The organism is Chitinophaga sp. 9-1-y (assembly GCF_059511905.2).
Map to the genome: position 1 here is coordinate 6,685,171 of NZ_CM197955.1, position 25,380 is coordinate 6,710,550.

The 25,380-nt window shown below is 44.5% G+C and carries 22 protein-coding genes and 1 tRNA gene; 11 read left to right on the forward strand and 12 right to left on the reverse strand.

The features are described from left to right. Positions 1–43 precede the first annotated feature (43 nt). From rimM to AC5ZC7_RS26465, 4 genes are all read right to left on the reverse strand, one after another. Positions 44–568, reverse strand: a complete 525-nt coding sequence (gene rimM / locus AC5ZC7_RS26450; RefSeq protein WP_496162931.1) for a ribosome maturation factor RimM — start codon at positions 566–568, stop codon at positions 44–46. A gap of 157 nt (positions 569–725) precedes the next feature. Continuing rightward, positions 726–1,187, reverse strand: a complete 462-nt coding sequence (gene rpsP, locus AC5ZC7_RS26455; RefSeq protein ID WP_145660373.1) for a 30S ribosomal protein S16 — start codon at positions 1,185–1,187, stop codon at positions 726–728. A gap of 109 nt (positions 1,188–1,296) precedes the next feature. Then, a complete protein-coding gene (ffh, locus tag AC5ZC7_RS26460) occupies positions 1,297–2,622 on the reverse strand; it encodes a signal recognition particle protein (RefSeq protein WP_496162930.1) in 1,326 nt (441 codons plus the stop codon). A gap of 217 nt (positions 2,623–2,839) precedes the next feature. Next, on the reverse strand, positions 2,840–3,706 hold the full coding sequence (locus AC5ZC7_RS26465; RefSeq protein ID WP_079473598.1) for a sigma-70 family RNA polymerase sigma factor: 867 nt from the start codon (positions 3,704–3,706) through the stop codon (positions 2,840–2,842). Between the two features lie 363 nt (positions 3,707–4,069). Between AC5ZC7_RS26465 and AC5ZC7_RS26470 the strand changes: the two genes are divergently transcribed. Further along, positions 4,070–4,450, forward strand: a complete 381-nt coding sequence (locus tag AC5ZC7_RS26470) for an START-like domain-containing protein (protein WP_291928686.1) — start codon at positions 4,070–4,072, stop codon at positions 4,448–4,450. Here the strand turns inward: AC5ZC7_RS26470 and AC5ZC7_RS26475 are convergent. Continuing rightward, positions 4,447–5,064, reverse strand: coding sequence for a hypothetical protein (locus AC5ZC7_RS26475; protein WP_496162929.1), 618 nt, complete (start codon positions 5,062–5,064; stop codon positions 4,447–4,449). The genes AC5ZC7_RS26470 and AC5ZC7_RS26475 overlap by 4 nt on opposite strands. Positions 5,065–5,197: 133 nt before the next feature. Between AC5ZC7_RS26475 and AC5ZC7_RS26480 the strand changes: the two genes are divergently transcribed. The 3 genes from AC5ZC7_RS26480 to AC5ZC7_RS26490 all read left to right on the forward strand — a co-directional run bounded on the left by AC5ZC7_RS26480 (position 5,198) and on the right by AC5ZC7_RS26490 (position 9,070). Then, entirely contained in the window at positions 5,198–6,628 is a 1,431-nt protein-coding gene (locus AC5ZC7_RS26480; RefSeq protein WP_496162928.1) for an LptF/LptG family permease, read from the forward strand. Between the two features lie 11 nt (positions 6,629–6,639). Beyond that, complete coding sequence (locus AC5ZC7_RS26485) at positions 6,640–7,314, forward strand: phosphatase PAP2 family protein (RefSeq protein ID WP_496162927.1); 675 nt, start codon at positions 6,640–6,642, stop codon at positions 7,312–7,314. Positions 7,315–7,447: 133 nt separating this feature from the next. After that, entirely contained in the window at positions 7,448–9,070 is a 1,623-nt protein-coding gene (locus AC5ZC7_RS26490) for a glycosyltransferase family 39 protein (protein ID WP_496162926.1), read from the forward strand. A gap of 128 nt (positions 9,071–9,198) precedes the next feature. Here the strand turns inward: AC5ZC7_RS26490 and AC5ZC7_RS26495 are convergent, their stop codons facing one another. Continuing rightward, the gene (locus tag AC5ZC7_RS26495; protein ID WP_496162925.1) at positions 9,199–9,930 is read right to left on the reverse strand and encodes a Fe-Mn family superoxide dismutase; all 732 of its coding nucleotides are present in this window, start codon (positions 9,928–9,930) and stop codon (positions 9,199–9,201) included. A gap of 451 nt (positions 9,931–10,381) precedes the next feature. On the opposite strand from AC5ZC7_RS26495, the gene AC5ZC7_RS26500 reads away from it, so the two are divergent. The 6 genes from AC5ZC7_RS26500 to AC5ZC7_RS26525 all read left to right on the forward strand — a co-directional run bounded on the left by AC5ZC7_RS26500 (position 10,382) and on the right by AC5ZC7_RS26525 (position 16,078). Beyond that, entirely contained in the window at positions 10,382–11,479 is a 1,098-nt protein-coding gene (locus tag AC5ZC7_RS26500; protein WP_496162924.1) for a ThiF family adenylyltransferase, read from the forward strand. 86 nt (positions 11,480–11,565) lie between these two features. Next, the gene (locus AC5ZC7_RS26505) at positions 11,566–12,216 is read left to right on the forward strand and encodes a hypothetical protein (protein WP_496162923.1); all 651 of its coding nucleotides are present in this window, start codon (positions 11,566–11,568) and stop codon (positions 12,214–12,216) included. A 78-nt stretch (positions 12,217–12,294) separates the two neighbouring features. Beyond that, positions 12,295–14,424 (forward strand): 7TM diverse intracellular signaling domain-containing protein, encoded by a 2,130-nt coding sequence (locus tag AC5ZC7_RS26510; protein WP_496162922.1) that lies wholly within the window; start codon positions 12,295–12,297, stop codon positions 14,422–14,424. A gap of 18 nt (positions 14,425–14,442) precedes the next feature. After that, positions 14,443–15,540, forward strand: coding sequence for an ATP-binding protein (locus AC5ZC7_RS26515; RefSeq protein ID WP_496162921.1), 1,098 nt, complete (start codon positions 14,443–14,445; stop codon positions 15,538–15,540). Next, the gene (locus AC5ZC7_RS26520; protein WP_496162920.1) at positions 15,524–15,943 is read left to right on the forward strand and encodes a response regulator; all 420 of its coding nucleotides are present in this window, start codon (positions 15,524–15,526) and stop codon (positions 15,941–15,943) included. Before AC5ZC7_RS26515 ends, AC5ZC7_RS26520 begins: the two co-directional genes overlap by 17 nt. Before the next feature lie 62 nt (positions 15,944–16,005). Then, a tRNA-Ala gene (locus AC5ZC7_RS26525) sits at positions 16,006–16,078 on the forward strand. Between the two features lie 40 nt (positions 16,079–16,118). Here AC5ZC7_RS26525 and AC5ZC7_RS26530 read toward each other — a convergent pair. The 5 genes from AC5ZC7_RS26530 to AC5ZC7_RS26550 are packed head-to-tail and all read right to left on the reverse strand — an operon-like array spanning position 16,119 to position 23,233. Continuing rightward, positions 16,119–17,381 carry a response regulator gene (locus AC5ZC7_RS26530; protein ID WP_496162919.1) on the reverse strand — a complete coding sequence of 421 codons (1,263 nt, stop codon included), beginning with the start codon at positions 17,379–17,381 and terminating at the stop codon, positions 16,119–16,121. A 36-nt stretch (positions 17,382–17,417) separates the two neighbouring features. Beyond that, the gene (locus tag AC5ZC7_RS26535; RefSeq protein WP_496162918.1) at positions 17,418–17,990 is read right to left on the reverse strand and encodes a chemotaxis protein CheB; all 573 of its coding nucleotides are present in this window, start codon (positions 17,988–17,990) and stop codon (positions 17,418–17,420) included. A 19-nt stretch (positions 17,991–18,009) separates the two neighbouring features. Continuing rightward, entirely contained in the window at positions 18,010–18,837 is an 828-nt protein-coding gene (locus tag AC5ZC7_RS26540) for a CheR family methyltransferase (RefSeq protein ID WP_496162917.1), read from the reverse strand. A gap of 3 nt (positions 18,838–18,840) precedes the next feature. Continuing rightward, positions 18,841–19,215 carry a response regulator gene (locus tag AC5ZC7_RS26545; protein ID WP_496162916.1) on the reverse strand — a complete coding sequence of 125 codons (375 nt, stop codon included), beginning with the start codon at positions 19,213–19,215 and terminating at the stop codon, positions 18,841–18,843. Positions 19,216–19,219: 4 nt separating this feature from the next. Next, positions 19,220–23,233: a response regulator gene (locus tag AC5ZC7_RS26550; RefSeq protein ID WP_496162915.1), complete on the reverse strand. Its 4,014-nt coding sequence runs from the start codon at positions 23,231–23,233 to the stop codon at positions 19,220–19,222. 156 nt (positions 23,234–23,389) lie between these two features. Between AC5ZC7_RS26550 and AC5ZC7_RS26555 the strand changes: the two genes are divergently transcribed. Continuing rightward, positions 23,390–23,791: a response regulator gene (locus tag AC5ZC7_RS26555; RefSeq protein WP_496162914.1), complete on the forward strand. Its 402-nt coding sequence runs from the start codon at positions 23,390–23,392 to the stop codon at positions 23,789–23,791. A 151-nt stretch (positions 23,792–23,942) separates the two neighbouring features. Here AC5ZC7_RS26555 and AC5ZC7_RS26560 read toward each other — a convergent pair whose 3' ends face one another. Next, entirely contained in the window at positions 23,943–25,331 is a 1,389-nt protein-coding gene (locus AC5ZC7_RS26560) for a S41 family peptidase (RefSeq protein WP_496162913.1), read from the reverse strand. Positions 25,332–25,380 lie beyond the last annotated feature (49 nt).

Consider the following 25,380-nt stretch of genomic DNA (forward strand, 5'->3'; position numbering starts at 1 on the left):
CTTTTAGCGAGTCACTAAAAGCTAACTGCTAAAAGCCAATAGCTTATTCAGTGTATAACTCGATCAAACCATCCGGTAAATTCAGGAATACGGTCTGTTTCTTCTTGTCTATTTTCACCAGCGACTGTTCATTCACTGGTAAAAGTGCTTCTTTGCCCTTGATAAATACTTTTACAAGCACCTGCATGGGCATTTCAATCACCTCATCAATAGTACCTAAAGGACCATACTGCTGATCTTCCACGGCAAATCCCAGCAATGCCAGGGGGGCAGAGGAAGCCGTTTGCTCCTTAAAGTCGGCTTCCTGCAAAAATACCTGTGCCGGCATCAGTTTATGCGCGGCTTCCTTGGTATCAATGCCTTCCAGCTTGATATACACGCTTTCACTGTCCTTTACAGTTACCTGCTGAACGAAATAAGGAATAAAACTGTTTTTCCGCTCTTCCAGGAAAATAACGGTTACTCCTTTCAACGTGGATTTCTTGCCCAGGCTGTGCCTTAACACCAGGTCGCCCTGCAAACCATGCGCTGATGCGAGTTTACCGATACTGAAATAGTTGTTCGCCATTAGTTGCTGTTAGTCCTTCGGGAGTTAGCCATTAGCTCCTGGTGGCGCTGTTAACGCCTTCATTACTAATAGCCAATCGATTCCACAAAAATTAAAAAAGGAAATATTTGCGGTTGCAAATATTTCCTTTTTCAGGTATTGTTAAAACGTTGCCGTTTTATGCTTCTGTACCTTCTCCTTCTGCTGGTGCTTCAGTCGCTGGAGCTGGAGTGTCTTCTACCTTTCTTACGATTGGAGCAGCCATACGAGCTTTTTTGTGACCGTCACGGCGGGCAGAAACTTTTTGTTCGTGTTCAGCTTGCCATTGTGCGAACTTTTGGTAAGCAGTAGGCTCGTCGAACAGGTTCAAAGTAACACCTCTTAACAGGTGTTTCAAATACAATACACCTTTAAATGACAAGATTCTTCTAACAGTATCAGTAGGTTGTGCACCTTTCTGTAACCAACGCAATGCCTTTTCGGTATCGATGTTGATAGAAGCTGGAACTGTTAAAGGATTGTAAGTACCAATTTTCTGGATGAATTTACCATCTCTTGGTGCGCGCGCGTCGGCTACTACGATAAAATAGAAAGGCCTTTTTTTCGCGCCATGTCTCTGCAGTCTGATTTTTACTGGCATAAATAAGTCGAGTTATTTTTTGCGAGTTAGGAAATATTGTTTAATTAGGGATGCAAATGTAACCACTAAGTTGATATTTGCAAAAAAAATTTATGTCAATTTGATCGTATTAACGCATCATTCCTTTCAAACCCTTACCACCACCACCAAATTTATTCATCATCTTCATCATTTGGCGCATTTGCTCAAACTGCTTCATAAACTGGTTTACGTCCTGGATGTTCTTTCCGGCTCCTTTTGCGATGCGTTTGCGGCGGCTTCCGTCGATCATATCGGGGTCGGCACGCTCTGCCTTCGTCATGGAGTTGATCATGGCCTCAATGCCCTTAAAAGCATCATCGCTGATATCCAGGTCTTTTACTGCCTTCCCAACGCCAGGGATCATGCCCATCAGATCTTTCAGGTTACCCATTTTCTTGATCTGCTGTAACTGTTCTTTGAAATCGTCGAAATCGAACTGGTTCTGACGGATTTTCTTTTCGAGTTTCTTGGCCTGCTCTTCATTGAACTGCGCCTGTGCACGTTCTACCAGGGTGGTGATATCACCCATGCCCAGGATACGTTGTGCCATACGCTCAGGGTAGAAAACATCGAGGGTATCGAGTTTTTCACCCATGCTCACGAACTTGATAGGCTTCGCTACCGTGTATTTGATGGTTAATGCAGCACCACCGCGGGTATCACCATCCAGTTTGGTCAGTACCACCCCGGTGAAGTCCAGGCGTTCGTTAAACGCTTTGGCGGTGTTTACCGCATCCTGGCCGGTCATGGAATCCACCACAAACAGGATTTCCTGTGGTTTCACCGCTGCTTTTACCGCTGCTACCTCGGTCATCATCGCCTCATCGATCGCTAAACGACCGGCAGTATCGATGATGATTACGTTGTTATTATTGGCTTTTGCGTGTTTGATTGCGTTTTCAGCAATCTGCACCGCATTTTTATTTTCCGGTTCGCTGTATACTTCTACACCGATCTGCTCTCCCAGTACTTTCAGCTGATCAATCGCCGCAGGGCGGTAAATATCTGCTGCTACCAGTAAAGGCTTTTTATTTTTCTTGGATTTAAGGAAACTGGCCAGTTTACCGGAAAACGTGGTTTTACCGGAACCCTGCAAACCTGCTATCAGCACAACGGTAGGATTGGTTTTGAGGTCAAATTCTGCCTCAGTACCACCCATCAGTTCTGCCAGTTCGTCTTTTACAATTTTCACCATCAGCTGTCCGGGAGAAATGGAAGTTAATACCTTCTCACCCAGCGCTTTATCCTTTACCTTATCAGTAAATTCCTTGGCTATTTTATAGTTCACGTCCGCATCTACCAGTGCACGACGGATCTCTTTAACAGTAGTGGCTATATTTATTTCGGAAATCCGACCTTCCCCTTTAAGCTGTTTAAACGCGGAATCGAGTCTCTCTGATAATGATTCAAACATTGTTGGTATTTTAAACGGATTGCAAAAGTATATTTTTTTACCGGATTTTGTCTTTCTCAGGATTATACTGATTAAACTGATTTACTTGTGATGTCTTAAAAAAGGATTAGCGAAGACCACTGCGGATGTCTGCAGCGGTCTTCGCTAATCTTAAAAATTCTTATATCAACTAAAAAAATCAGCTTAATCAGTATAATCCTGAGAAAGACAGCATCCGCTATCCGAGGTAGTTGCGGAGCAATTTACTTCTGGAAGTAGTTCTCAGTTTAGTGATGGCTTTGTCTTTGATCTGGCGTACGCGTTCGCGGGTGAGGCCAAATTTTTCGCCAATATCTTCGAGGGACATTGGATGTTCTACCGCGATACCGAAGTATAGCATGATGACATCCTTCTGACGGTCCGTTAACGTGGAAAGGGAACGTTCTATTTCGCGGCGGAGTGAATCGTGGTGGTCCAGTTCTTCATCGGCGCTGACAGCGTTCGGATTTTCGAGTACATCCAGCAGGGAGTTATCTTCTCCGTCAATAAACGGCGCATCCATGGACACGTGGCGGGCAGCTACACCAAGGGTGGCTTCCACTTCTTCCGTGTTAATTTCCAGTATGGTGGCTAATTCATCGGGAGATGGCTCTCTTTCATATTCCTGTTCCAGTTGGGAATATGCCTTGCTGATCTTGTTACTCAGGCCCACTTTATTCAGTGGAAGGCGAACAATCCTCGATTGTTCTGCCAAAGCCTGCAGGATCGACTGGCGAATCCACCATACTGCGTAAGAAATGAATTTAAAACCGCGCGTTTCATCAAAACGTTGAGCAGCTTTAATTAACCCGAGGTTCCCCTCGTTGATCAGGTCACTGAGCGACAAGCCCTGGTTCTGGTACTGTTTCGCAACAGATACCACAAAGCGAAGATTGGCTTTGGTAAGCTTTTCCAACGCTCTCTGATCGCCCTGCTTGATCCGGATAGCCAGGTTTACCTCTTCTTCCGGCGTAATTAAATCCACTTTCCCAATCTCCTGTAAATACTTTTCCAGGGATTGAGACTCCCTGTTGGTAATGGATTTAGTGATTTTAAGTTGGCGCATTGACATAGAGTCGGAACAGTTACAGGTTAAGAAAAAGTTAAGATTTGATGAATGCCTGACAAAAATAACTTTTTTTAGAAAGCAACCAAAAAAAATCTGATCTTTTTAGATCATTTATAAATAAAATCGATTGATCATTAAGGGCTTGCAATTCTCGAGGAAATTCGCCACTATGGAGGCAAAACCCTGAGCATTCCCATATGTCATTTTTTAATATTTATTAAAACGATAATATATATAGTTTTATTAAGGCGTATAAACTTTTTATGCATTCTTTAAAAAAAAACCGTAAATTATTTTGACAGAGTAAAATATTTTCTATAATTGCAACTGGATGATATTGATTTACTAATTATTTGAGAGATGTCTAAGAAAGTGCTTTATGAGTTAGAATTTCCGGTACGGTGCTCACCCGGTATCCTGTATGAATTCTTATCTACACCCGCTGGTTTACAGGAGTGGTTTGCAGATAGAGTTGATTTCAGGGATAATGTTTTTTCCTTCTCCTGGAATGGTACTGCTGAAGAAGCGGAAGTCCTGGAACAAGAGGAAGACGAGTACATCCGGCTGCACTGGACGCATGCTCCCAAAGACGAATATTTTGAGTTCCGTATACAAATTTCTGAAGTTACGAATGAAACTATCCTGGTAGTAAAAGATTTCGCAGAAAAGAAAGAAATTAAGGACCAAAGTCAACTATGGGGATACCAGGTGAAAGATCTCTTCCACCGCATCGGCAGTTAAATACCGCGTTGATTGTCAAGTACATTGAGTAGCGTAGCATAGGCCTCCACTACATCAGTAATTATTTCGCCCCAATGACTGAGCACGAAGGGTTTAGCCAACTTAATAAAATCATTCTGGCTAACCAGCGTTTCCCACTCATCTAAACTAAACGTGTCTATGAAACAGTAATTCCCATTTTCGAAATCATGCTCCCAGGGATTTTCCTGCACGTATACCTGAAACCCGGCTTCCGCCAGCTTCGAATATGCATTCATTAAGGCAGTGCTGAAATGCACTTTTACATTACCCGCCAGGTGCAGGGTAGCGCTGAAATAATGCCCCCACCAGAACATGGTACGAAATGCAAAAATGCCCGTTTTATGGAAAAAACGGGGATAATCCAGCATTACCCATGGCAAACCTTTATACTGCTCCCCCTTCGAAATTTTCCCTCCCTGCAATAACCACTCCGGCTGAAAAGGAAAATCAGTGTCCCGGTCGTATGCTGTTAACGCCCGTTCCAGGTTCCCCATCAGCCCCATCACTTTATCTATTGCGCTGTTTTTCAATTGAATAAAGTGCGCACTACCTATAACTGAAGCCTCTTCCGGCGTTAAATCAAAATTTTCCATATAATTTTAACGGTATTTTCAGGTAGGGCTTAACACTCCTTTGTGAAATCGTGCTAACTTTACCATTTAGTAGCATCCTGAAATAGTAAAATACGAATATCGGGATTCCAATTTTTTTAATACCGCATTATCAGTGAAAAAACTCGACAAACTCATCATCAAAACATTTCTGGGTCCTTTTGTTGCCACCTTCTTTGTCACCTTATTCGTGCTGGTAATGCAGTTCCTCTGGAAATATGTGGATGACCTGGTGGGTAAAGGCCTGGATACCGGTGTAATTATTCAGCTGATTTCCTATACCAGCGCCACGCTGGTAACCCTTGCCCTTCCGCTGGCGGTATTATTGTCGTCTATCATGACCTTCGGTAACCTCGGCGAAAGCTTTGAGCTGGTGGCCCTGAAATCTTCCGGCATATCCCTGCTGCGCTTTATACGCCCATTGCTGTTTGTTTGCACCGTTATTGCCGTCCTCGCCTTCCTGTTTGCCAACTATGTAATCCCCGTAGCCAACCTGCAGGCCAAATCTTTATTATACGATATCACCAACTCCAAACCGGCATTTAACATCAAAGCCGGCGTTTTTTATAAAGATATTCCCGACTACACCATCAAAGTAGCACAGAAAGATAAAGACAACCAAACCATCCACCAGGTAATGATCATTGATCATAAAAACGGGAATGCCGTGATCCTGGCGGAAAAAGGACAAATGGTGCTTACCGCCAACAAACGTTTCCTGTACTTTGTACTGGAAAATGGCTGGCGCTACGAGGAAAGGGGAAACCGTGGATATACCGTTCCCGGTGACATGATAAGACAAGGATTTAAAAAATATAGCAAAGCATTTGACCTCAGTTCTTTTGCCTTCAACCGGCTCAACATGGACCTGTTTGCCTCTAACCAGCAAATGCTGAACGTACGCCAGCTGGATATGGCCATCGACTCCATGCAAAAAGCCGAAGTACAGTTCAGTAAAACGGTGAATGCGTATGTAACCGTGCGGTACCCGTTTTTCAAATGGAAAGACAGCGCCTGGGCCGCTACCGCACCACCGCTGAAAGTGAAGCGTTTTGAAGAAATAGTGCCGGAGAAAAACCGTCGCGCTGTATTGGAAAGATCAGAACAAAATATACGGGAAACATTGAGTGCGCTGGAACAGCCAACCCTGGAGTATGAAGATAAGCACAATCTTATCGTCCAGCATAAGGTAGAATGGCAGCGCAAATTCACCCTGGCAGCCGCCTGTGTGGTGATGTTCCTGATAGGCGCCCCCCTGGGCTCTATTATCAGGAAAGGAGGATTGGGCACCCCCCTGGTGTTTGCCGTGATTTTCTTTGTGATTTTTAACGTATTTTTCATGGTCGGCGAGAAGATGGCGAAAAGTGGTGTGATGTTTACATGGTCGGGCATGTGGTTATCTAACATAGTGCTGTTGCCTATTGCAGGTTTCCTAATTGTTAAAGCGATGAATGATTCACAGCTTTTTAATAAAGAGTATTATTTTCGCGTTATTCAACAAGTAAAGAAGTTCTTACGAAGATTTAAAAAACAACCTACAATTTAAAACCTACAGAATTGAAAACGCTGTTTACACTGTTCAGAAAGAATGCATACTTCTTTCTGCCCTTCTTACTATGGGTCATAGTAGGCGGAGTGTTGCTGGCAACGTACAGCCAAAGAGAATTGTTCCTGAGTATTAACGGCGAACATTCCAACTGGGCGGATGTGATTGTCACAGGACTGACTTACCTCGGCGACGGTATTATGTTTGGAATAGTTTTGTTTCTGATGCTGGTGACACAGAGATTCAGGCTATTTTTCATTGGACTGGCAGTATTACTGCTGGTAACCCTCGTTGTGCAGGTAGCCAAACATTATTTTAATGCACCCAGGCCCATCAGCTATTTTGGCGATGAGACCGCTACCCTTGTACATACTGTAAAATGGGTAACCGTGCATAGCAGTTGTAGTTTCCCTTCCGGACACTCTGCTGCCGCATTCGGGATGTTTAGCTTCCTAGCGGTAATATCACGCAATAAAAAGCTGGGATTACTGTTAATAGGAATGGCGCTATGTGCGGCCTATTCCCGTATTTATCTGGCGCAGCATTTCTTCGCTGATGTATACGTAGGAAGTATCGTGGGTACGCTGAGCACGATTACCGTATATGGATTTTTTAAATTCAGGGATACATCGTCATCGCCTGAAGTATGTGCTGAGGCTGTATTACAGACCAACACAACCACCTAAAGAAATTACAGGTACGCGTTACTGATGACGGATTTGCGGATAGATAAGTAGCGATAATTTGACTCGCTGCATCTATTTGCAAATCCGTTGTATTTGTAGCATACTCCTGGTATGCCAACTATAAAAACTGTTAATGAAATATCTATTGATTGGCCTGGTAGCGGCTTTGCTATTTATACCATTCCTGGGCGCTGTACACTTGTTTGACTGGGACGAAATTAATTTTGCGGAAGCCGCCAGGGAGATGATAGTAAGTCACAACTATAGCCAGGTGCAAATCGACTTCCGTCCGTTCTGGGAAAAGCCACCCTTATTCATTTGGATGCAGGTAGGCAGTATGATGCTTTTCGGCGTAAACGACTTCGCTGCACGCTTTCCAAACGCCATTATTGGTATTGCTACCATTGTGAGCCTGTTTGCTATTGGCAAAAAAATGGTAGACGAGAAACTCGGTTTCTGGTGGGCATTGGTATATGCCGGCTCCTGGTTACCGCATTTTTATTTCAAGTCGGGTATCATTGACCCTACTTTTAATTTCTTCATTTTCCTTTCCATCTACTTTGCCTATCGTATTGCGTATAATAGTAAGCCCTTCAGAATGGCGATACTCAGTGGCTTATTCCTGGGACTCGCCGTATTAACGAAGGGGCCGGTGGCCATCCTGGTGGCCCTGCTTACACTGCTGGTATACTGGCTCTGGAACAAAGGCAAAATCAGTATCGGCTTTGCCCACCTCGGGCTGATCGCCTTATTTGCCAGCCTCACCACCCTCCTGTGGTTCGGTTATGAAATTGTAGCGCATGGCTGGTGGTTTGTCAATGAGTTTGTGGCTTACCAGATCCGTTTGCTGACAACCGAAGATGCTGGTCATGGAGGGCCCTTCTTTTATCACTGGATAGTGCTGCTGATAGGCTGTTTCCCAGCCAGTACCTTCCTTTTCCCTTATTTACAACGGAGAAAGAAAACCATCTACTCCACTCCTGCAGCCACAGAAATGAAGGACTTTAAAGTCTGGATGTGGGTATTATTCTGGGTAGTGCTGATCCTGTTTTCTATCGTTAAAACGAAAATTGTACACTATTCCTCTCTTTGTTATTTCCCGCTTTCTTTCCTGGCGGCATGGCAGGTATATAAAATTGCAGAAGGCAGGCAACTATTAAAAGGCTGGAACATTGCCCTTATCTTTTTCATCGGCCTGGTGCTGGGGCTGGCCATAGCGCTGCTTCCGCTGGTGGGTGTATATAAAGACATGCTCCTTCCTTACATTGGTGATAAATTTGCGCTGGCCAACCTGCAGGCGGCGGTACCCTGGTCGGTTATCGAGTGTGCTTATGGTATAGGATATATGATTTTGGTGATCATCAGTGGCGTGTTACTGATGCGTAAACAGATTACCAAAGGCCTGCTCTGCCTGTTTCTCAGTACGATTGTAGTGATACAGGTTACCGTTGTGCATTTTGTACCCAAAATAGAGGCATATTCCCAACGGGCTGCTATTGACTATTTCATATCACTGCAGGGTAAAGATGTGTACGTAAAAGCGTTGGGGTATCACAGTTATGCACAGCATTACTATTCCCGCGAACAACCACATGCTAACAAGAATTATTATAACCTGGATTGGTTATTAAATGGGCAGATAGATAAACCGGCGTATTTCATATGTCGCATTACCGATAGTGAGCCCTATCGCCAGCATCCTAACCTGCAGGTGATCGGAGAGAAAAATGGGTTTGTGTTCCTGAAACGAAAGTAACCGCCAGATTAGCGGAAAGCATAAAGCGTAAAGCAAAAAGCTATTGAGGCGAATGATTAAAGCGAATAATATCCGCAATGATCATTCGCCTCAATAGCTTTTTGCTTTACTCTTTATGCTTTCCGCTTCTACGAAGCGGCGTTATAGCGCTTTTCTACTTCATCCCAGTTTATAGCATTCCAGAATGCTTCAATATATTCCGGGCGTTTGTTCTGATGTTTGAGATAATAGGCATGTTCCCACACATCCAGTGCCAGGATAGGCGTGCCTTTATCTTTCACGAGGTTGTGCATCAGCGGATTGTCCTGGTTAGGTGTTTTGATGACCGCCAGTTTTTTACCAGGCGTTACAATGAGCCACGCCCAACCGGATCCAAAAACGGTTTTGGCGGCGTCGTTGAATTGGGTCTGAAATGCTTCCCAGCTGCCAAAGTCTTTCGAAATCACTGCTTTCATTTTCTCAGAAGGCGTTTGTTTGGTAGGTGACAGCAGCGTCCAGAAAAGAGAGTGGTTATAGTGTCCTCCGGCGTTGTTGCGGATGGCGGGTTTATCCTTGTCCGTTACTTTCCTGAGTATTTCTTCCAGTGTGAGGCTGGCAAATGTGCTGCCTGCAATGGCGTCATTCAGATTTTTCACATAAGCAGCATGGTGCTTATCGTGATGGATTTCCATCGTCAGTTTGTCGATGTTGGGTTCCAGTGCATCGTATCCATAGGGTAAAGCAGGAAGAACAAAGGGTGCTTTAGGATCGGCAAAAGCCGGCTGGCCGGATACTGAGGAAGAGGCCAGGCTGCTCAATGGCCCGCTCAAAATGGCGGCGCCGGCAAGACTGGTAAGCTTGAGAAATTCTCTCTTATCCATATTTACTATTTTTAATATATATTAGAGTGTAATAAAGATCGAAGTCAGGCGCAAAAGGCCTCAAATATTAAACCAAATCTCATTGGTGGGAAGAGATGGAAAGTGATATTAAAACTAAGATAAAAGTATAAAAACAGGAATTTAATATCAAATTAAAGGAAAACTTTTGGGTAGTTTTCATATTAAATTACTATTTTACCTTACATTCATATCTTGATTACATGGGTTCTTTGTAGTTAACTTTATGATTGCCAGACATATTTATCCCGGGCCTGGCAGGTAAATACATCGCCTGTTCATTAACCCGCCAATACGCCAACGTAATAACCGACTACATAAATATATAGAATAAGAAGCAAACTATTGGGCAATGAGAGTTGCTTGCTGTTCACAAGGATATAACTAATCTAGTGCGAGCAAAACCGAGCACTACCGCGATAAAGCAGGAAACATGATACAAGAGTACATCAGGCTACAACAGGATGAGCGTAGTGACTACCAGCCTGTTTTTTATGATTTAAAGCATGCACAAGATCTTCAGGCTTTTGAAGCCCTTTTGAAATCCCGTCCACACATCAGAATTAACGATAATATTTATTCCCAGCTGAAGGAGCTGATGAAAATCAGGAATCCTACTAAACGCTTAACAGCAGCCGAATCCGACGAACAAATACAGGCTTACCTGGGTGAAATACCCATCGACCATTTTGGCGTATGGGTATATTATTCCTGGATAGACCGCCTGGTACACCTGGTAGATGAGGCTGATTTTATTGAACTGCGTACCAGCCGGAATCAGCATAAAATCACGGCAGCGGAAATTGCGGTACTGTCGAAAAAGAAGATTGGCATTGTCGGTTTATCAGTAGGGCAATCGATCGCATTAACGCTGGTAATGGAAAGAATCTGTGGAGAGTTGCGACTGGCTGACTTCGATACCCTGGAGCTGACCAATATGAACAGGATTCGCTGTGGGGTACATAACTTACAAACCTCCAAAGTGGTGATTGCGGCCCGGGAAATAGCAGAACTTGACCCTTTCATCAAGGTAAAGATCTATGGCGACGGGATGACGGAAGCCAATATGGATGATTTCTTTACAGCAGGCGGGGTATTGGATATTTTTGTGGAAGAATGTGACGGCGTAGATATCAAAATATTAAGCAGAATAAAGGCGAAGGAATTAAGAATTCCGGTGGTGATGGAGATGAATGACCGGGGAATGATTGATATTGAACGCTTTGACCTGGAACCAGATCGGCCATTGATGCATGGGCTGATTCCGGAAGTAGACATCGCTACGCTAAAAGGGCTCACAGATGCGGAAAAACTCCCCATCTTCAGTCCTATGCTGGCCCTGGAAAATGCTTCCGCCAGAATGAAATTTTCTCTGGGTGAAATTGGTAAAACCATTACAACCTGGCCACAGCTGGCTTCTTCCGTAGTATTGGGAGGCGCCCTGGTGGCCGATACATGTCGACGAATCGCCCTGGATCAGCTAAAAAGCTCAGGCAGGTATTACATAGATTTTGAGCAGTTGATTGTTTAACATACTTATGCCTTGTATAAGCGCTATTTCGCAATGTCATGATTAATGTAAGGGTATTTAGGGCTCCGGATGATCCTGAGGCTTGTATGAGATTTTATACCGGTCACCTCAAGTTGCTGGAAATTTATTTTGGTATTGCCCAGGTAACCTCCGGCAGCGCTGACTGGATGCAACACGAAAACACAATAGTGATCATTGTTGAGGACGAAACGCGTACCAAAACATATGGGGGAGCCCGTGTTCAGATTGCAGACGGCGTATTACCACTCCCTATTGAAACAGCGATTGGCAAATATGACGAAAAAATCTACTCTTACGTAAAAAAAGGAAGTGCTGAGATTTGTGGCATGTGGAATTCAAAAGAAGTAGCAGGGATGGGAATTGGCAGCCAGGTACTGGCCAGAGTAGGCGTAGTGCTGGGTGCCCAGTTACCGATAGATACCTACCATGTATTGTGCGCGCCAATCACTACCCGGGTGGGCAAACGTGTTGGCTTTGTTATTGACGAATCATTGGGAAATAATGGTACGTTCTTTTATCCTAAAGACGACTTCCTGGCGACCGCTATGATCATCACCGACCCTTATGAACTGCCCTACGCAGATCCTAAAGAAAAGCTGCTGATCGCTGATTTAAGGGAAAATCCCATTCAATCAAAAATTGAAGTAGGACCCAAGGGCTCTTATGAGGTAAACTATAGCCTGAAAATCCCTACCCACGCACAGGCTACTATCTGAACAAACATTAAAAAAAATAATTTAAATTAAAGCCTCATAACTAATCTCCTTAAAGTGATGTTGTCTAAGATTGTTGTTTTGTGGTCAATCTTCACCCTGTTATTCCTGTTCCCGGCAACAGCCCAACCCGTTGTGTACAATAACAGTAAGGCATTGGTGCAGATAGGCGGCTATCTTTCGTTGTATACAGACAAGGATAATGTACTGACTTTAGACAGCGCCCGGCACCAACAATTTAAACCTTCCGGGCAGGAAGTTCCTAACCTTCAGATTACTCCTTATACACAGTGGGCAAAGTTTTCCATCCTTAACCGGACCCATTCACCGCAGCTGTTGCTGGAAGTAGAATATCCCATTATTGATGATATTACCCTCTACGAAATATTACCGGACGGCAGTACCAAAAGTACCCGCCTGGGAGAATTCACTACCTATAAAAACAGGGGGTACGATCATCAGAATTACCAGTTTCAAATCCAGGTGCCTCCTAACGAAACAAGGGAGTACTACCTGAAAGTAAGAGCAGGTGAGCAATTGCAGCTACCGGTTTATCTCGGTACTCCTGAAACAGTATACGAGAAAAACAACAAACGGGAACTCATTTTTGGTATATACGTGGGCGTTATTATCGCCATGGCCTGTTATAACCTTTTCATTTACATTTCTACCCGCGACAATAGCTACCTCATTTATGTAAGCTACATTATTTGCGTAGGGCTGACCCAGGTTACGCTACAGGGTTACTCTTTCCGTTTCCTGTATCCCAATAGTCCCTGGCTGGCGATGCATGCCACTGTGCTGGTGCCCATCTTCAATGGACTGACAGCCGTGGTATTCATTCAGAAGTTCCTGTCTACCAAAACAAATTACCCACTTGGGCATAAGCTGTTAAATGTGGTGATTGGGCTATACCTGCTTTGCTTCGTTCCTACTTTCCTGGATCAATATAACTATGCGCAGATACTGGTACAAATGGCTGCTTTCCTGGCTGCTGTAATGGCCTTTATTGTGGCTTATCGTATCAGTCTGAAAGGAGTGAATGCTGCTCGGTTCTTCCTGCTGGCCTGGTCGGTTTTCCTGATCAGCATCTTCATATTTGTATTGCGTAATTTCAATATGCTGCCGTATAATAACTTTACTTATTATGCGCTGCAAATAGGCTCCGGTTGTGAAGTACTGCTACTCTCCTTCGCCCTGGCTCATAAGATCAACGTTTTCAAAGCAGAAAAAGAGGCTTCCCAACAAATGGCCCTGGCTATTTCACAGGAAAATGAAAGACTGGTAAGAGAACAAAATATCATACTGGAAACCAAAGTAAAAGACAGAACAGAAGACCTGCAAGCCACTAACCTGGAATTGAATACGGCCCTGACTAACCTGAAAGATGCACAAACCCGGCTGGTAGAGAAAGAGAAAATGGCATCACTGGGTCAGCTGACAGCCGGTATTGCCCATGAAATCAACAACCCAATTAACTTTGTGACGTCCAATATCAAACCATTGAAACTGGATATCGCCGACCTGAAAGAGCTGTTGAACCGTTACGACGACCTGCCTACCAGCAGCGACGTGCCTAAAACACTGGCCGATATCGCCCAGTTCAAAAAAGAAATTGACATCGATTATATACACGAAGAGATTTCTTCCCTGATCAAAGGCATCGAAGATGGAGCAGCCCGCACCGCAGAAATCGTAAAAGGATTACGTACCTTCAGTAGGCTGGATGAAAGCGATGTGAAGTCCATCGACATTCACGAAGGACTGGATTCCACACTGGTACTGCTGCGTAATGCGATTCCGCCTTACGTAAATATTGTTAAGGATTACGCCAGCCTGCCTAAAATAGAATGTTATGCAGGGAAAATAAACCAGGTATTCATGAACATTTTTTCCAATGCATTGAATGCTATTAAAACCAAGAAAGAACATCATAACGAATTCATCTCTATAAAAACAGCACAGGAAAATTCCTCTATTGTGATTACGATTAAAGATACCGGTATTGGTATGTCGGAAGCAGTAAGAGAAAAGATCTTTGATCCGTTCTTTACTACTAAAGATGTAGGCGAAGGCACCGGGTTGGGATTATCGATCGTGTTCAGTATCATAGAGAAGCATAAAGGTAAAATTATCGTAAACTCCGCCCCGGGAGAAGGAGCAGAATTTATTATATATTTACCACTGGACTTATCAAACCATTTATCGTAATAACCATAAGGTCTTTCAATGAGAGAAAACCGCATTAGAATATTATACATAGATGATGAGATTCATAACCTCAACGCATTCAAGGCGAGTTTCCGCAGAAGTTATGAAATCTATACGGCCACCTCGGCGCAGGAAGGAAAACTGTTGCTGAAAGAGATCATGGTACATATCATTATTGCCGATCAGAAAATGCCCGTATCTACTGGTGTGGAATTTTTTAATGAAATAAAAGATATCCTGCCGGACCCGATGCGCATTTTATTGACCGGTTATACAGATGTGGAAGATATCATTGATGCCATCAACAAAGGTCACATCTATTCCTACATCAAAAAGCCATGGGATGAGAATGAGTTGCATAAAACCATCAACAACGCCTACGAGATTTACCGTACACGTAAGCAACTGCGGGAAAAGATAGAGGAACTGGAAAAAACCAATGATGAGTTAAACCGCTTCATCTACTCTACCTCTCATGACCTGCGTTCACCATTAATGTCGGTGCTTGGCATCATCAACCTCTCCAGGCTCGATAATTCAGTTGTAGACCCCAACGGTTATGTGAACATGGTCGAAAGTTGTGTGTTGAAGCTGGATGATTTTATACAAAAGATCATAGAATACTACCGTAATTCCCGCCTGGAGGTAGAATATGAAAAAATTGATTTCAATAACCTGTTAAATGACTGTATCACTGCTTTCAAGCCGCAGAATACCGACATTCGCTTCCAGACCCAGGTAGATCAGGCAGTAGAATTCCGGGGAGATACCTTCCGAATCAGTGTTATTTTAAACAATCTGATTTCTAATGCTGTTAAGTACCAAAAACCGGAAGAAACCAATCCGATGGTGAACCTGGCAGTGAAAGTAGAGCCACACAAAGCCACCATTTGCATACGTGATAATGGCATCGGAATTTTGAGTGAGCACCTGAATAACATCTTCAAGATGTTTTTCCGATCCAAAAACAATAATAAACCTGGTAGTGGCATCGGTTTATACATTGTAAAAGAAGCGCTCAGTAAAATCGGTGGAACCATCAATGTAGAATCTAAATATGGTGAAGGCACCCAATTTGAAATTACCATCCCCAACAGAAATGAATTCGATACCTGACCTGCGCGTCATATTGATAGATGACAATGAGATTGATTTATTGCTGCATGAGAAGTTGATTGGATTTCAACAGATCAGCAGAACGGTACTTTCATTTGCTAATGCCAACAAGGCCCTTGAATTTCTATCTTCCAATATCGCTTTACCCAAAATACCCCCTACCGTAATTCTGCTGGACATACAAATGCCGGAGATGGACGGATTCGAATTTCTCCAGGCTTTTGATGCTTATCCACATAAAGTTAAATCGCAATGCCACGTTGTAATGGTGTCGTCTACCCTGGATTATAGCGATATTACCCGTACCAACGCCAATCCGATGGTCGTAAAATTACTCCGAAAACCCTTACTGCTAAAGGATCTTAAAGAAACCGTAGAAGGAATTTTCAAAGATTTTTTATAAAATGTTGGTGTTTACAAGAAAAAATATATTTTTGCACTCCCGCAAGGGGAAGTTTGACATACGGGGGATTAGCTCATCTGGTAGAGCGCAAGCATGGCATGTTTGAGGTGAGCGGTTCGAGCCCGCTATCCTCCACTGTATAAAGCCTGTAGATCGTAAGATTTACAGGCTTTTTTTATGCTCCGTTATTTTTCCCCTGCCGTAATGGCAATACCATTACAAAAGTAGCCCCCTCCCCTTCTTTACTCCGCGCCGTAATAATCCCATGATGCTTATCGATTACTTTTTTGGCGATGGCCAACCCGATGCCGGTTCCTTCATACAACTCGGAGGCATGCAGCCGCTGGAATATGGTAAATATTTTCGAGAGATATTTTTCGTTAAATCCTATTCCGTTGTCACGGATGGTGATCCTGCAATACTGACCGCCAACAAAGGCTGCACTGCCGGGGTTTAAATCAGTCACCAATTCGGCGCTGATATCAACTACCGGGGGAGTATCCTTTTGAGAAAACTTGAGCGCATTGCTGATAATGTTCTGGAATACCTGCCGTATTTGTCCGGGTACCGCTTCAATAGGCGGCATGGGACCTACAGATATCACAGCATTCCGTTCGGTGATCATTAATTCCAGGTCGCTGAGAATTTCATTTACCACCTGGTTGAAGTCTGTTACTTCGTATATACTGGTAACGGATAAACGGGAATAATTCAGCAGATCGTTAATCAGCTTTGCCATGCGTTCTGACGATCCTACAATGCGCTCCATATACGACAAGCCGCTGGGGTCCATCTGTAAAAACTTATCCCTTAAAATGGCGCCAAACAGCTGTATTTTACGCAGGGGTTCTTTCAGGTCATGAGAGGCCACCGAAGCAAATTGCTGCAGATCATGGTTGCTGGCTTCCAGTGATTTATTGATCTCCCGCAATTCCTCGGTTCTTTCCCGGACTTTTTGTTCCAGCATTTCATTGACCTGCTGCTGATGGGCTATCAGTGCCTCCTGAGCCAGCTTCCTTACTTCTACTTCTTCTTTGAGCGACTGATGCATTTGCTTCAGCTCCTGGGATTGCTGATAGAGCCGGGAGAAAGTTTTCACCTTCATCAGCAGGATATCCGGATCTACTGGTTTTGTGATATAATCTATTCCGCCGGAATCATATCCTTTTACGATGAATCGTTTGTCTTTATTAACGGCAGATAAAAATATAATGGGAATATCTTTTGCTTTACTGTGGCCGGAAAGCGCTTCCGCTACTTCAAAGCCGTCCATACTGGGCATTTGCACATCCAGGATGATGAGGGTATAATTGTGTTTTAATATTTTCCTGAGCGCCTCCTCTCCGGACAACGCGGTGTCTACTTCAAACTGGTACAGTTCGAGTGTTTTCCTGATAGACAGTATGTTCTCCGGCTTATCATCTACAATTAAAATCATACGTCAAACTTGTTTAAAATGGTCATAACACGCCTGCTATATACCTGCTATCTCATTAATAAAGCCAGCCATCTCGCCCGGCTGCAGGATAATATCTACCGGCGCCAGCTCTATCGCGTGGCGGGGCATATAATCTACTTCTGCGGTGGAGGGGTCCTGCACAGCGGTGGTGCCACCTGCTTCGTGTACGTCTCTTAGGCCCTCTGTACCATCGTTGTTGGCTCCCGATAGCAGCAGGGCCGCCATATTGCTGCGATAGGCCAGCGCGGCGGAAGAGAAAGTAACGTCTATACTCGGGCGGCTGAAATTCACTTTTTCTGAATCATCCAGTGATAAGGTATGATCCCGTTCAATCAACAGGTGATAATCGGCTGGCGCAATATAAATTACTCCTGGCAGCAACAATTCCTTTTCAGCGGCTTCTTTCACCGGCAATAATGATTTGGCGGACAACAATTCTGTTAATACCGATTCGTAGTGGCTTTGCCGGTGTAAAACAATGATAACAGCGGCATTGAGAGCATGAGTCAATGCGGGCAGCAATGTTAAAATAGGTTGTAGCCCGCCGGCGGAACCACCAATTACAATTAAATACGGCGCTGTTGTCATAAGGACTTTTGTTTCGTCATTACAGTTGCATTTTCCGCCAGATTTTTTCCCTGCTTTCCAGTTGCCTGAACTTCCCGGTTACACTGGTAAAGTTAAGTGTTTCCTTACTCCCTAATGCCAGAAACCCAAGCTGCTCAAGGCTGTCACTAAACAAAGTCAATACCCGGTCTTGCAATTGTTTATTAAAGTAAATCAATACATTACGACATATGATAAGCTGGAACTCATTAAAAGATCCATCTGTTACCAGGTTATGCGGGGAGAAGATGATCTTCTCCCCGAGGTCTTCCCGGAATTTAGCGTATTCATAATTAGCGGTATAGTAAGCAGAGAAATCTTCCCTCCCGCCTGACTCCATGTAATTACGGGAATATTGCTGCATCTGGGACAGCCGGAATATGCCCTTTCGTCCTTTCTCCAGTACACTGGCATTGATATCGGTAGCATAGATCACTGCTTTATGAAGCAGTTTCGCTTCTTTCAGCAGGATGGCAAAAGAATATACTTCTTCTCCGGTAGAACAGCCAGCGTGCCAGACCCGGATAAACGGATAGGTAGCCAGTACAGGCAACACCTGTGTACGTAAGGCCTGGTAAAAAGAAGGATCCCGGAACATCTCCGTCACATTGACGGTAATCTCTTCTACAAAGCGCAGGGCGTAAGTTGGATCGGAAATGATGCGGTAGCGGTATTCCGCGAAACTGGGAAACCTGTCTGTCACATACAGGTGATTCACCCGCCGGTTAATAGAAGCGGGTGCATATGCTGTAAAATCGTAGCCGTACCGTTCCAGTACATCGTTCAGCAACAAATTAACTTCTGGCTCACTTATCGGGTTCCTGCTCAATTTTTATATGGATAAATATTGTTGTAGCTGCAAGAGTAATTCATCTACATCAATGGGTTTGGAAATATAGTTATCGGCTCCTGCCTCCAGGCACTTTTCACGATCGCCTACCATGGCTTTGGCCGTGACGGCAATCACTGGCAGGCTACGATTCCAGGGCATGGCCCGCAAGGCCGCAATTGTTTCATATCCATCCATATCTGGCATCATAATATCCATTAGCACCACACCTATGTGATGATTGGCGGATAACAACTGTAACGCTTCTGCGCTGGTAGCGGCTGATAAACAAGGAATAGATCTCGATTTCAACACCGCTTTGAGCGCAAAAATATTGCGCATATCATCATCTACTATTAATACCTGTTTCTGTTCCATACAACTATTTCATGGCTTTATCGTATAACCATACCCGTAGGAGCGACAGTAACTGATCCACATCCACTGGTTTGGAAATATAATCGGAGGCGCCGGCCTGCAAACATTTCTCCCGGTCGCCCATCATGGCTTTGGCAGTAACGGCGATAATCGGCAGGTTTCTCCATTGCGGTTGTTTCCGTATAGTAGCAATGGCATCGTACCCGTCCATTTCAGGCATCATCATATCCATGAGCACAATGTCTGCCGGGTGCTCTTTGAGTTGTTGCAGCGCTTCCTTCCCATCTATGGCCGACAATACCTTCATCTGGTGCTTCTCCAGTGCTTTTGTTAATGAGAAAATATTGCGTACATCATCATCTGCTATCAACACTGTCTTATCTTTCAATACTTCATTCAACATCCCCATCTTACCATTGCCGCCAGCAGCTGCCGGCGCATTCTCTGAAACCAGGTGCAGGAATAACGACACCTCATCGAGCATACGCTGATAGGAATGCGCGGTTTTTATCACAATGGAATCCGCATATTGACGAATACGTTGTTCTTCCGATTTTGACAAGCTTTTACCTGTAAAAATGATGATGGGCAGATTTTCCAGGCCCTTTATTTCCTTCACCATTTCCAGCGCTTCGTAAGCTTTTTCGTCCGGAATACCCATGTCCAGGATTACGCAATCAACATCTTTTTGCTGCAGCAGCGATACACCATCTGCCACATTATCGCTGATTTCGGAACTTACTTCATAGTTGCTGAGGAAGTAAGCCAATGCTTTGGCATGTTTGGCATTTTCTTCCAATATCAGCACTTTTTTGGTAGACCGCTGCAATACAAACTCCATTTTTTCAAAAATGAGTTGCATACTTTCCATGTCTACCGGCTTGCTGATAAAGTCTACCGCTCCTTTCAGCAGGCTTTCTTTTTTAACTTCCATGGAAGACATAATATGCACCGGTATCGGCCTGGTTTGTGGATCATTTTTCAATTCTTCCATCACCTGCCAACCGTCTTTTACCGGCAGCTGAATATCCAGCAAAATGCCGATAGGCTTGTAAATACGTGCCATTTCTGCCGCTTCATCTCCCCGTACACACACAATACCCTTATACCCTCTCGTATGCGTAAAACTCAACAACGCTTTCGCATAATTCGTATCATCTTCTACAATCAATATTACTGGTTCTCCTTTTTTAATGAGGCCACGATCATCATTAATCCCTTCCGGAATAGTGGGCGACAGGAAACGTTGTTTATCTGGCGTGCCAACTGGCGCTTCTACTACCGGTGGCGGCAGTACGAAAGGATCGTTGGCGGGGGTAGCTGCTTTACGGGTAACAGGAATACTGATATAGAATTCACTGCCTTCATTGCTCACACTGCTCACTCCCAGTTCTCCGCCCAGTAATTTAGCCAGTTCCCGGCTGATAGAAAGTCCCAGCCCGGTACCACCATACTTGCGACGGGTAGAACCATCTGCCTGCTGAAAGGCTTCAAAGATTACCTGTTGCTTATCTTCCGGAATACCAATACCTGTATCTTTTACCGCAAAGCGAATCTCCTGCGGCGTTTCCGTTGTTTGCACTTCCAGTCGTACGCTACCTCGTGCCGTAAACTTCAGGGCATTGGACAACAGGTTTTTCAGAATCTGCTCCAGTCTTACCTGGTCTGTTTCAATCGTAGCGGGCGCACCGACAGCTGTATGCAATATCAGCTGTAGTCCTTTTTCTTTGGCCATAGGCTCAAACAATGCCTGCATATTGGAACAAATATCCGCCACGGAAACGTCTCCGTATTCCAGCTCCATTTTACCGGATTCTATTTTCGACAGGTCCAGTATTTCATCAATCAGTGTGAGCAAACCTTTACCGGAGCTATTAATCACCTGTGCATATTCTACCTGGTCGCTATTGAGGTTGAGGTCGTGATTTTCGGATAGCAATCTTGATAATAGCAGGATAGAGTTCAGCGGTGTGCGCAGTTCATGCGACATATTAGCCAGGAACTCTGATTTATAACGGGTGCTGAGGGCCAGCTCTTCTGCTTTCTTATGTATATCCAGGTTACGTTCTACGATGATCTGATTTTTTTCTTCCAGCAGGCGGCTTCTTTCTTCCAGCTCCGCGTTGGATTGCATCAGTTCTTCCTGTTGTACTTTCAGCTCTTCTTCTGATACCTGTAGCTTCTGGGCCTGTGATTCCAGTTCTACGTTCATGCTTTCCAGTTCACTGTGCTGGGTCTGCAATTCTTCTGCCTGTGCCTGTGTTTCTTCCAGCAATTCCTGCAGCCGGGTGCGGCTTCGGGTACTTTGCAGGGCAATAGCAATATTTACGGATGCTTGTTTTGCAAAATCGATTACGTTTTCGCTGAACGGATAGAGGGAGCCCATTTCTATCACCCCTTCCGTAACCCCGGCATGTACTAACGGAATAATCAATACATAACCGGGTTGCGCGGCAGCGGTGCCGCCGGCAATATGCAGAAAGTCATTAGGCGCCTTTTCGAGATAAAGTGGTTTCTTCTCCAATACCTGCTGTCCCAGCAAGGTTTTGCCCAACTCAATTACAGGTGGCGCCGGGTGTTCCGGAGACAGCGCATAGCCGGCAGACAGGTGTAATTCCACTGCATACCGGACATACAACACACCGGTTTGTGCGCCGGTATACTGTACCATATCATTTAAAGCATCCTGGCTGAGCGTCACCAGGTCTTTTTCTCCCAATAAGGTTTCACTGATATTATTCAACCCGGTTTGAATCCATATTTTCTGGTCATTCTGGTAGCGGAATTGTTTAAGATCAGCCGCCATTTGTACAATGGCATGTCCCAGCACATCATCATTACTGCGGGGCTTTACATCAATATTAAAATTCCCCTTACCGATGCTGTCGGCTGCTGCGGACAGTTCCTGGCTGGTTTGATCGATGGCTCCAAAAGAGCGGGCCAAACTGCCGATAGCGTCGCGGCTATGCATTTCCGGGACTGTTCCCGGAATCCCTTTGGCAATGTTGCCGGCAGCCGTTCTCAATAGTTCCAGGCTATCTGTAATGCTTTTTATAGTGATGGTAACAAACACAATCACCAATACCACTATCAGCACCAGGGCAACGAGATAGCGGGTTTTCAGATCATTTTCTTTCTGGGAAATGGTTTTGGCATCCCTGGCTACTTTATCGATGATAGTACGTTGCAGTTGTTTGATCTGGTCTACTGCCAGGGAAGAATTGTCCCACCAGGAATCTGCATTGAAGAGGGTATCAATTTTACGGGCGGTGATGGTGCTGTTAATGAAATTAGTGGTGATGGTATACTCATTCGTCGTTTCCATCTTCTGAAAATCCTTCACTACCTCTGGCGAGGCTTTATCTACCAGTTCCGCACGGAGGGAATTATACATATCCGTATTGTTTTCGATACGGGCAAAGTCTTCCGGCCATACTTCCTTTTTCAGCATGAAGTAATAGATATCCATCCGTATCATGCCCTGGTAGGCCGACATCTGAGCCAGCAAGTACTGGGCATTCATATCCTGTTGCAACCCTTTCAGTACCGGGATATCCGGTGTATTGGTGTTGGCCAGGTCATTCAAACGGAAAATAAGATTGGAATAATAATCCAATACTTCCCGCTGGGGCATCGTCTTGTTGTCGATGTCCTTACGCTTTTTGGGGAGCGTATTCAACAGTGAGTACTGGAAGAAACGGCTATCACTTGCCAGCAACCGGCCTTTTACGGCTTCAATGGCGAGATCTGTTTTAGCACGTTGTGTCAACAGATCGTTCAGGCTACCGGTTTGTAATACATAGTTCACGCTGTTCCTGCGTTCCATATGTATTTCGTCAGCTACTTTCATGATAGCCGTAGCCGTAGTGACTTTCCGGACCAGGTTATCGATGGTGTCAATATCTGCATTTTGTTTATTAAATACGGCTACGCCAAAATAGATGAGACAAATCAGTGGTATTACAGCTATTAGCATCAACTTCCTGGGCAATGGAAGTTGCATAAAAAATTTCTTCATCTGCCTGAGCTTGTTTAGTTTTAAATGCTGGTATTATTCGTCAGCAGCATTGCTTACCGGGTTCAAGCACATTTCATTCCAAACGGCGGGCAAAACTGAATTATAATGATAATAAAATAATAACAAAATCATAGATTTGTCCCTATTCAAAATGATATGGCTGATAGTTGTAAATATACCTCTGTACTTTTAATTGATGATGATATAGATGACAGGATGATATTTGGTGAAGTATTAAAAGAATTGGCACCGGATATTATTTACCAGGAAGCTACCAATGGGGAAGATGCATTAATTAAGCTCAGTAACCACCCTATCCCTGATTTGATATTCCTGGACCTGAATATGCCCAGGGTTGACGGGAAGCAATTCCTCGCTGAAATACAGCAGCTGGATCATTTAAAACACATTCCTGTTATCATTTATACTACTTCTTCGCACGAGTCAGATAAGAAAGAGACCCGGGAACTGGGTGCGGCTTATTTTCTGACAAAGCCTAACAGCTTGCATGAACTAACACATATACTCGCTGATATACTCCAGCAAAAGGTATTTTAAAGAAAAAGCCTCACAAAGAATTGTGAGGCGGCTTTTCTACCATTGTTACTATTTTTAAACCCTCATATATGCATTGAGCATATGCTTTGTTGAGGTAAAGGTGGTTAATAATGTGCGGTCAAGTGTTAATCCATCCTTAATGACTACAGCATTATAAGTTTTTCACGACCTCTCCCATCCATCCCGGATGATAGAAATCCAGCTTCACTTCCGGCTGTAGGCCTTTATTATCAATACCTTGTCCGGCAGCCACCCGGCGGGAGCGGGTTACCGGGTAATCGATCCTAAAGTCAGGCGCGGTAAATTTCACGGTGTTGACATTTGCATAATCAAGTGCCCCCAAAGACGGGGTACCGAGCAGTTTTACCTTTTTACTCTGCACGGCTTCCAGCAAGAATTGCTCAGTTGTATTGCTACACCGGCCATTCATGATAATGCCTATTTTAGCGGGAATAGGTAACGGTGAAGGCAGGATCATGTTTTCATCTGGTCCCATGCTTACTAAACGTCCCTGCAAGCCATCGCCCTGGTGGATCAGGTTTCTGAGTTGCTCCACATATTCTTCCGGTAATTTACCTGCCTGCTCGTCCAGGAGGTGGCTCCATGACTTGATATTATCGGGCGTTGCATAAAAATCGGCCCCGATAATCCGTACGGGCTGGGTATATAGTAGTGGGCGGAGACGCTCTGTGAGTTTATCTGCACCCAATCCGTTGCCACGCACATCTATGACCAGGTTCGTATTTTTCCGGAGATACTCATCATTGGCATTGAGTACGGAATCGGCCAGGTAATACTGCCCTGCGTCGAAACTACCGATGCGCAGATAGCCGGTACTATCGTTTATCTGCCTGAAAAAGAAAGCGGCAGCCGGCGCATCTTCAAATGCAGGAACTTCTTTAGGTGGTGCCGGACGATGGGCGCCGGGCCGTTGCCAACCCAACAGGGATAAACCATCCCGCTGCCTGTTAATGGTAACAGTATCAAAATCAACCTGGTGATGCTGATAACTGATTACATCAAACTTATCGCCTCCGTTGGCGGCGAGTTCAAAAATCACCTCTCCCGGTTGCCAGTCGGGTACCGCCGATTCCAGGACTACTGCGGCATAACTGCGTAGTCCCCGTGCATTTTTCACCAGGGCAATTTTAAACAGGCTGTCGGCCTGGTAAACACCTGCCACGGCTGTAACAGGTTGTTGCTGCAACTGATCCAGTTGCTGTTGGTTAAGGGCAATTTTCTCTTTTACCGGTGTATAACCGATATGGAGCGCCAGGTGCTGATCTTTAAAAAAACGTAGGTAACGGTTCACCAGCAAGAGGCAATGCGTAGCACCTTTGATGGTGGCCGCCTGCAATTGCAATTTGCCTACCATGGTGGTGTAGGCTTGCTGGGTGGCCGGGGTGACCTTGTCAATAAATCCTACATAGTTTTTTCTGAGATAGACCTGTACGCTGTCAAATTTCTTCCGGCAATCGCATTCCTGCGCATACGCGACAGTATTGCACAGGAGTAATAACAATACAGTTATTGCTTTCATGGCAAAGGATTTGGATGTTTCTGGTTGATAAAAAATGGTCTTTAAATAT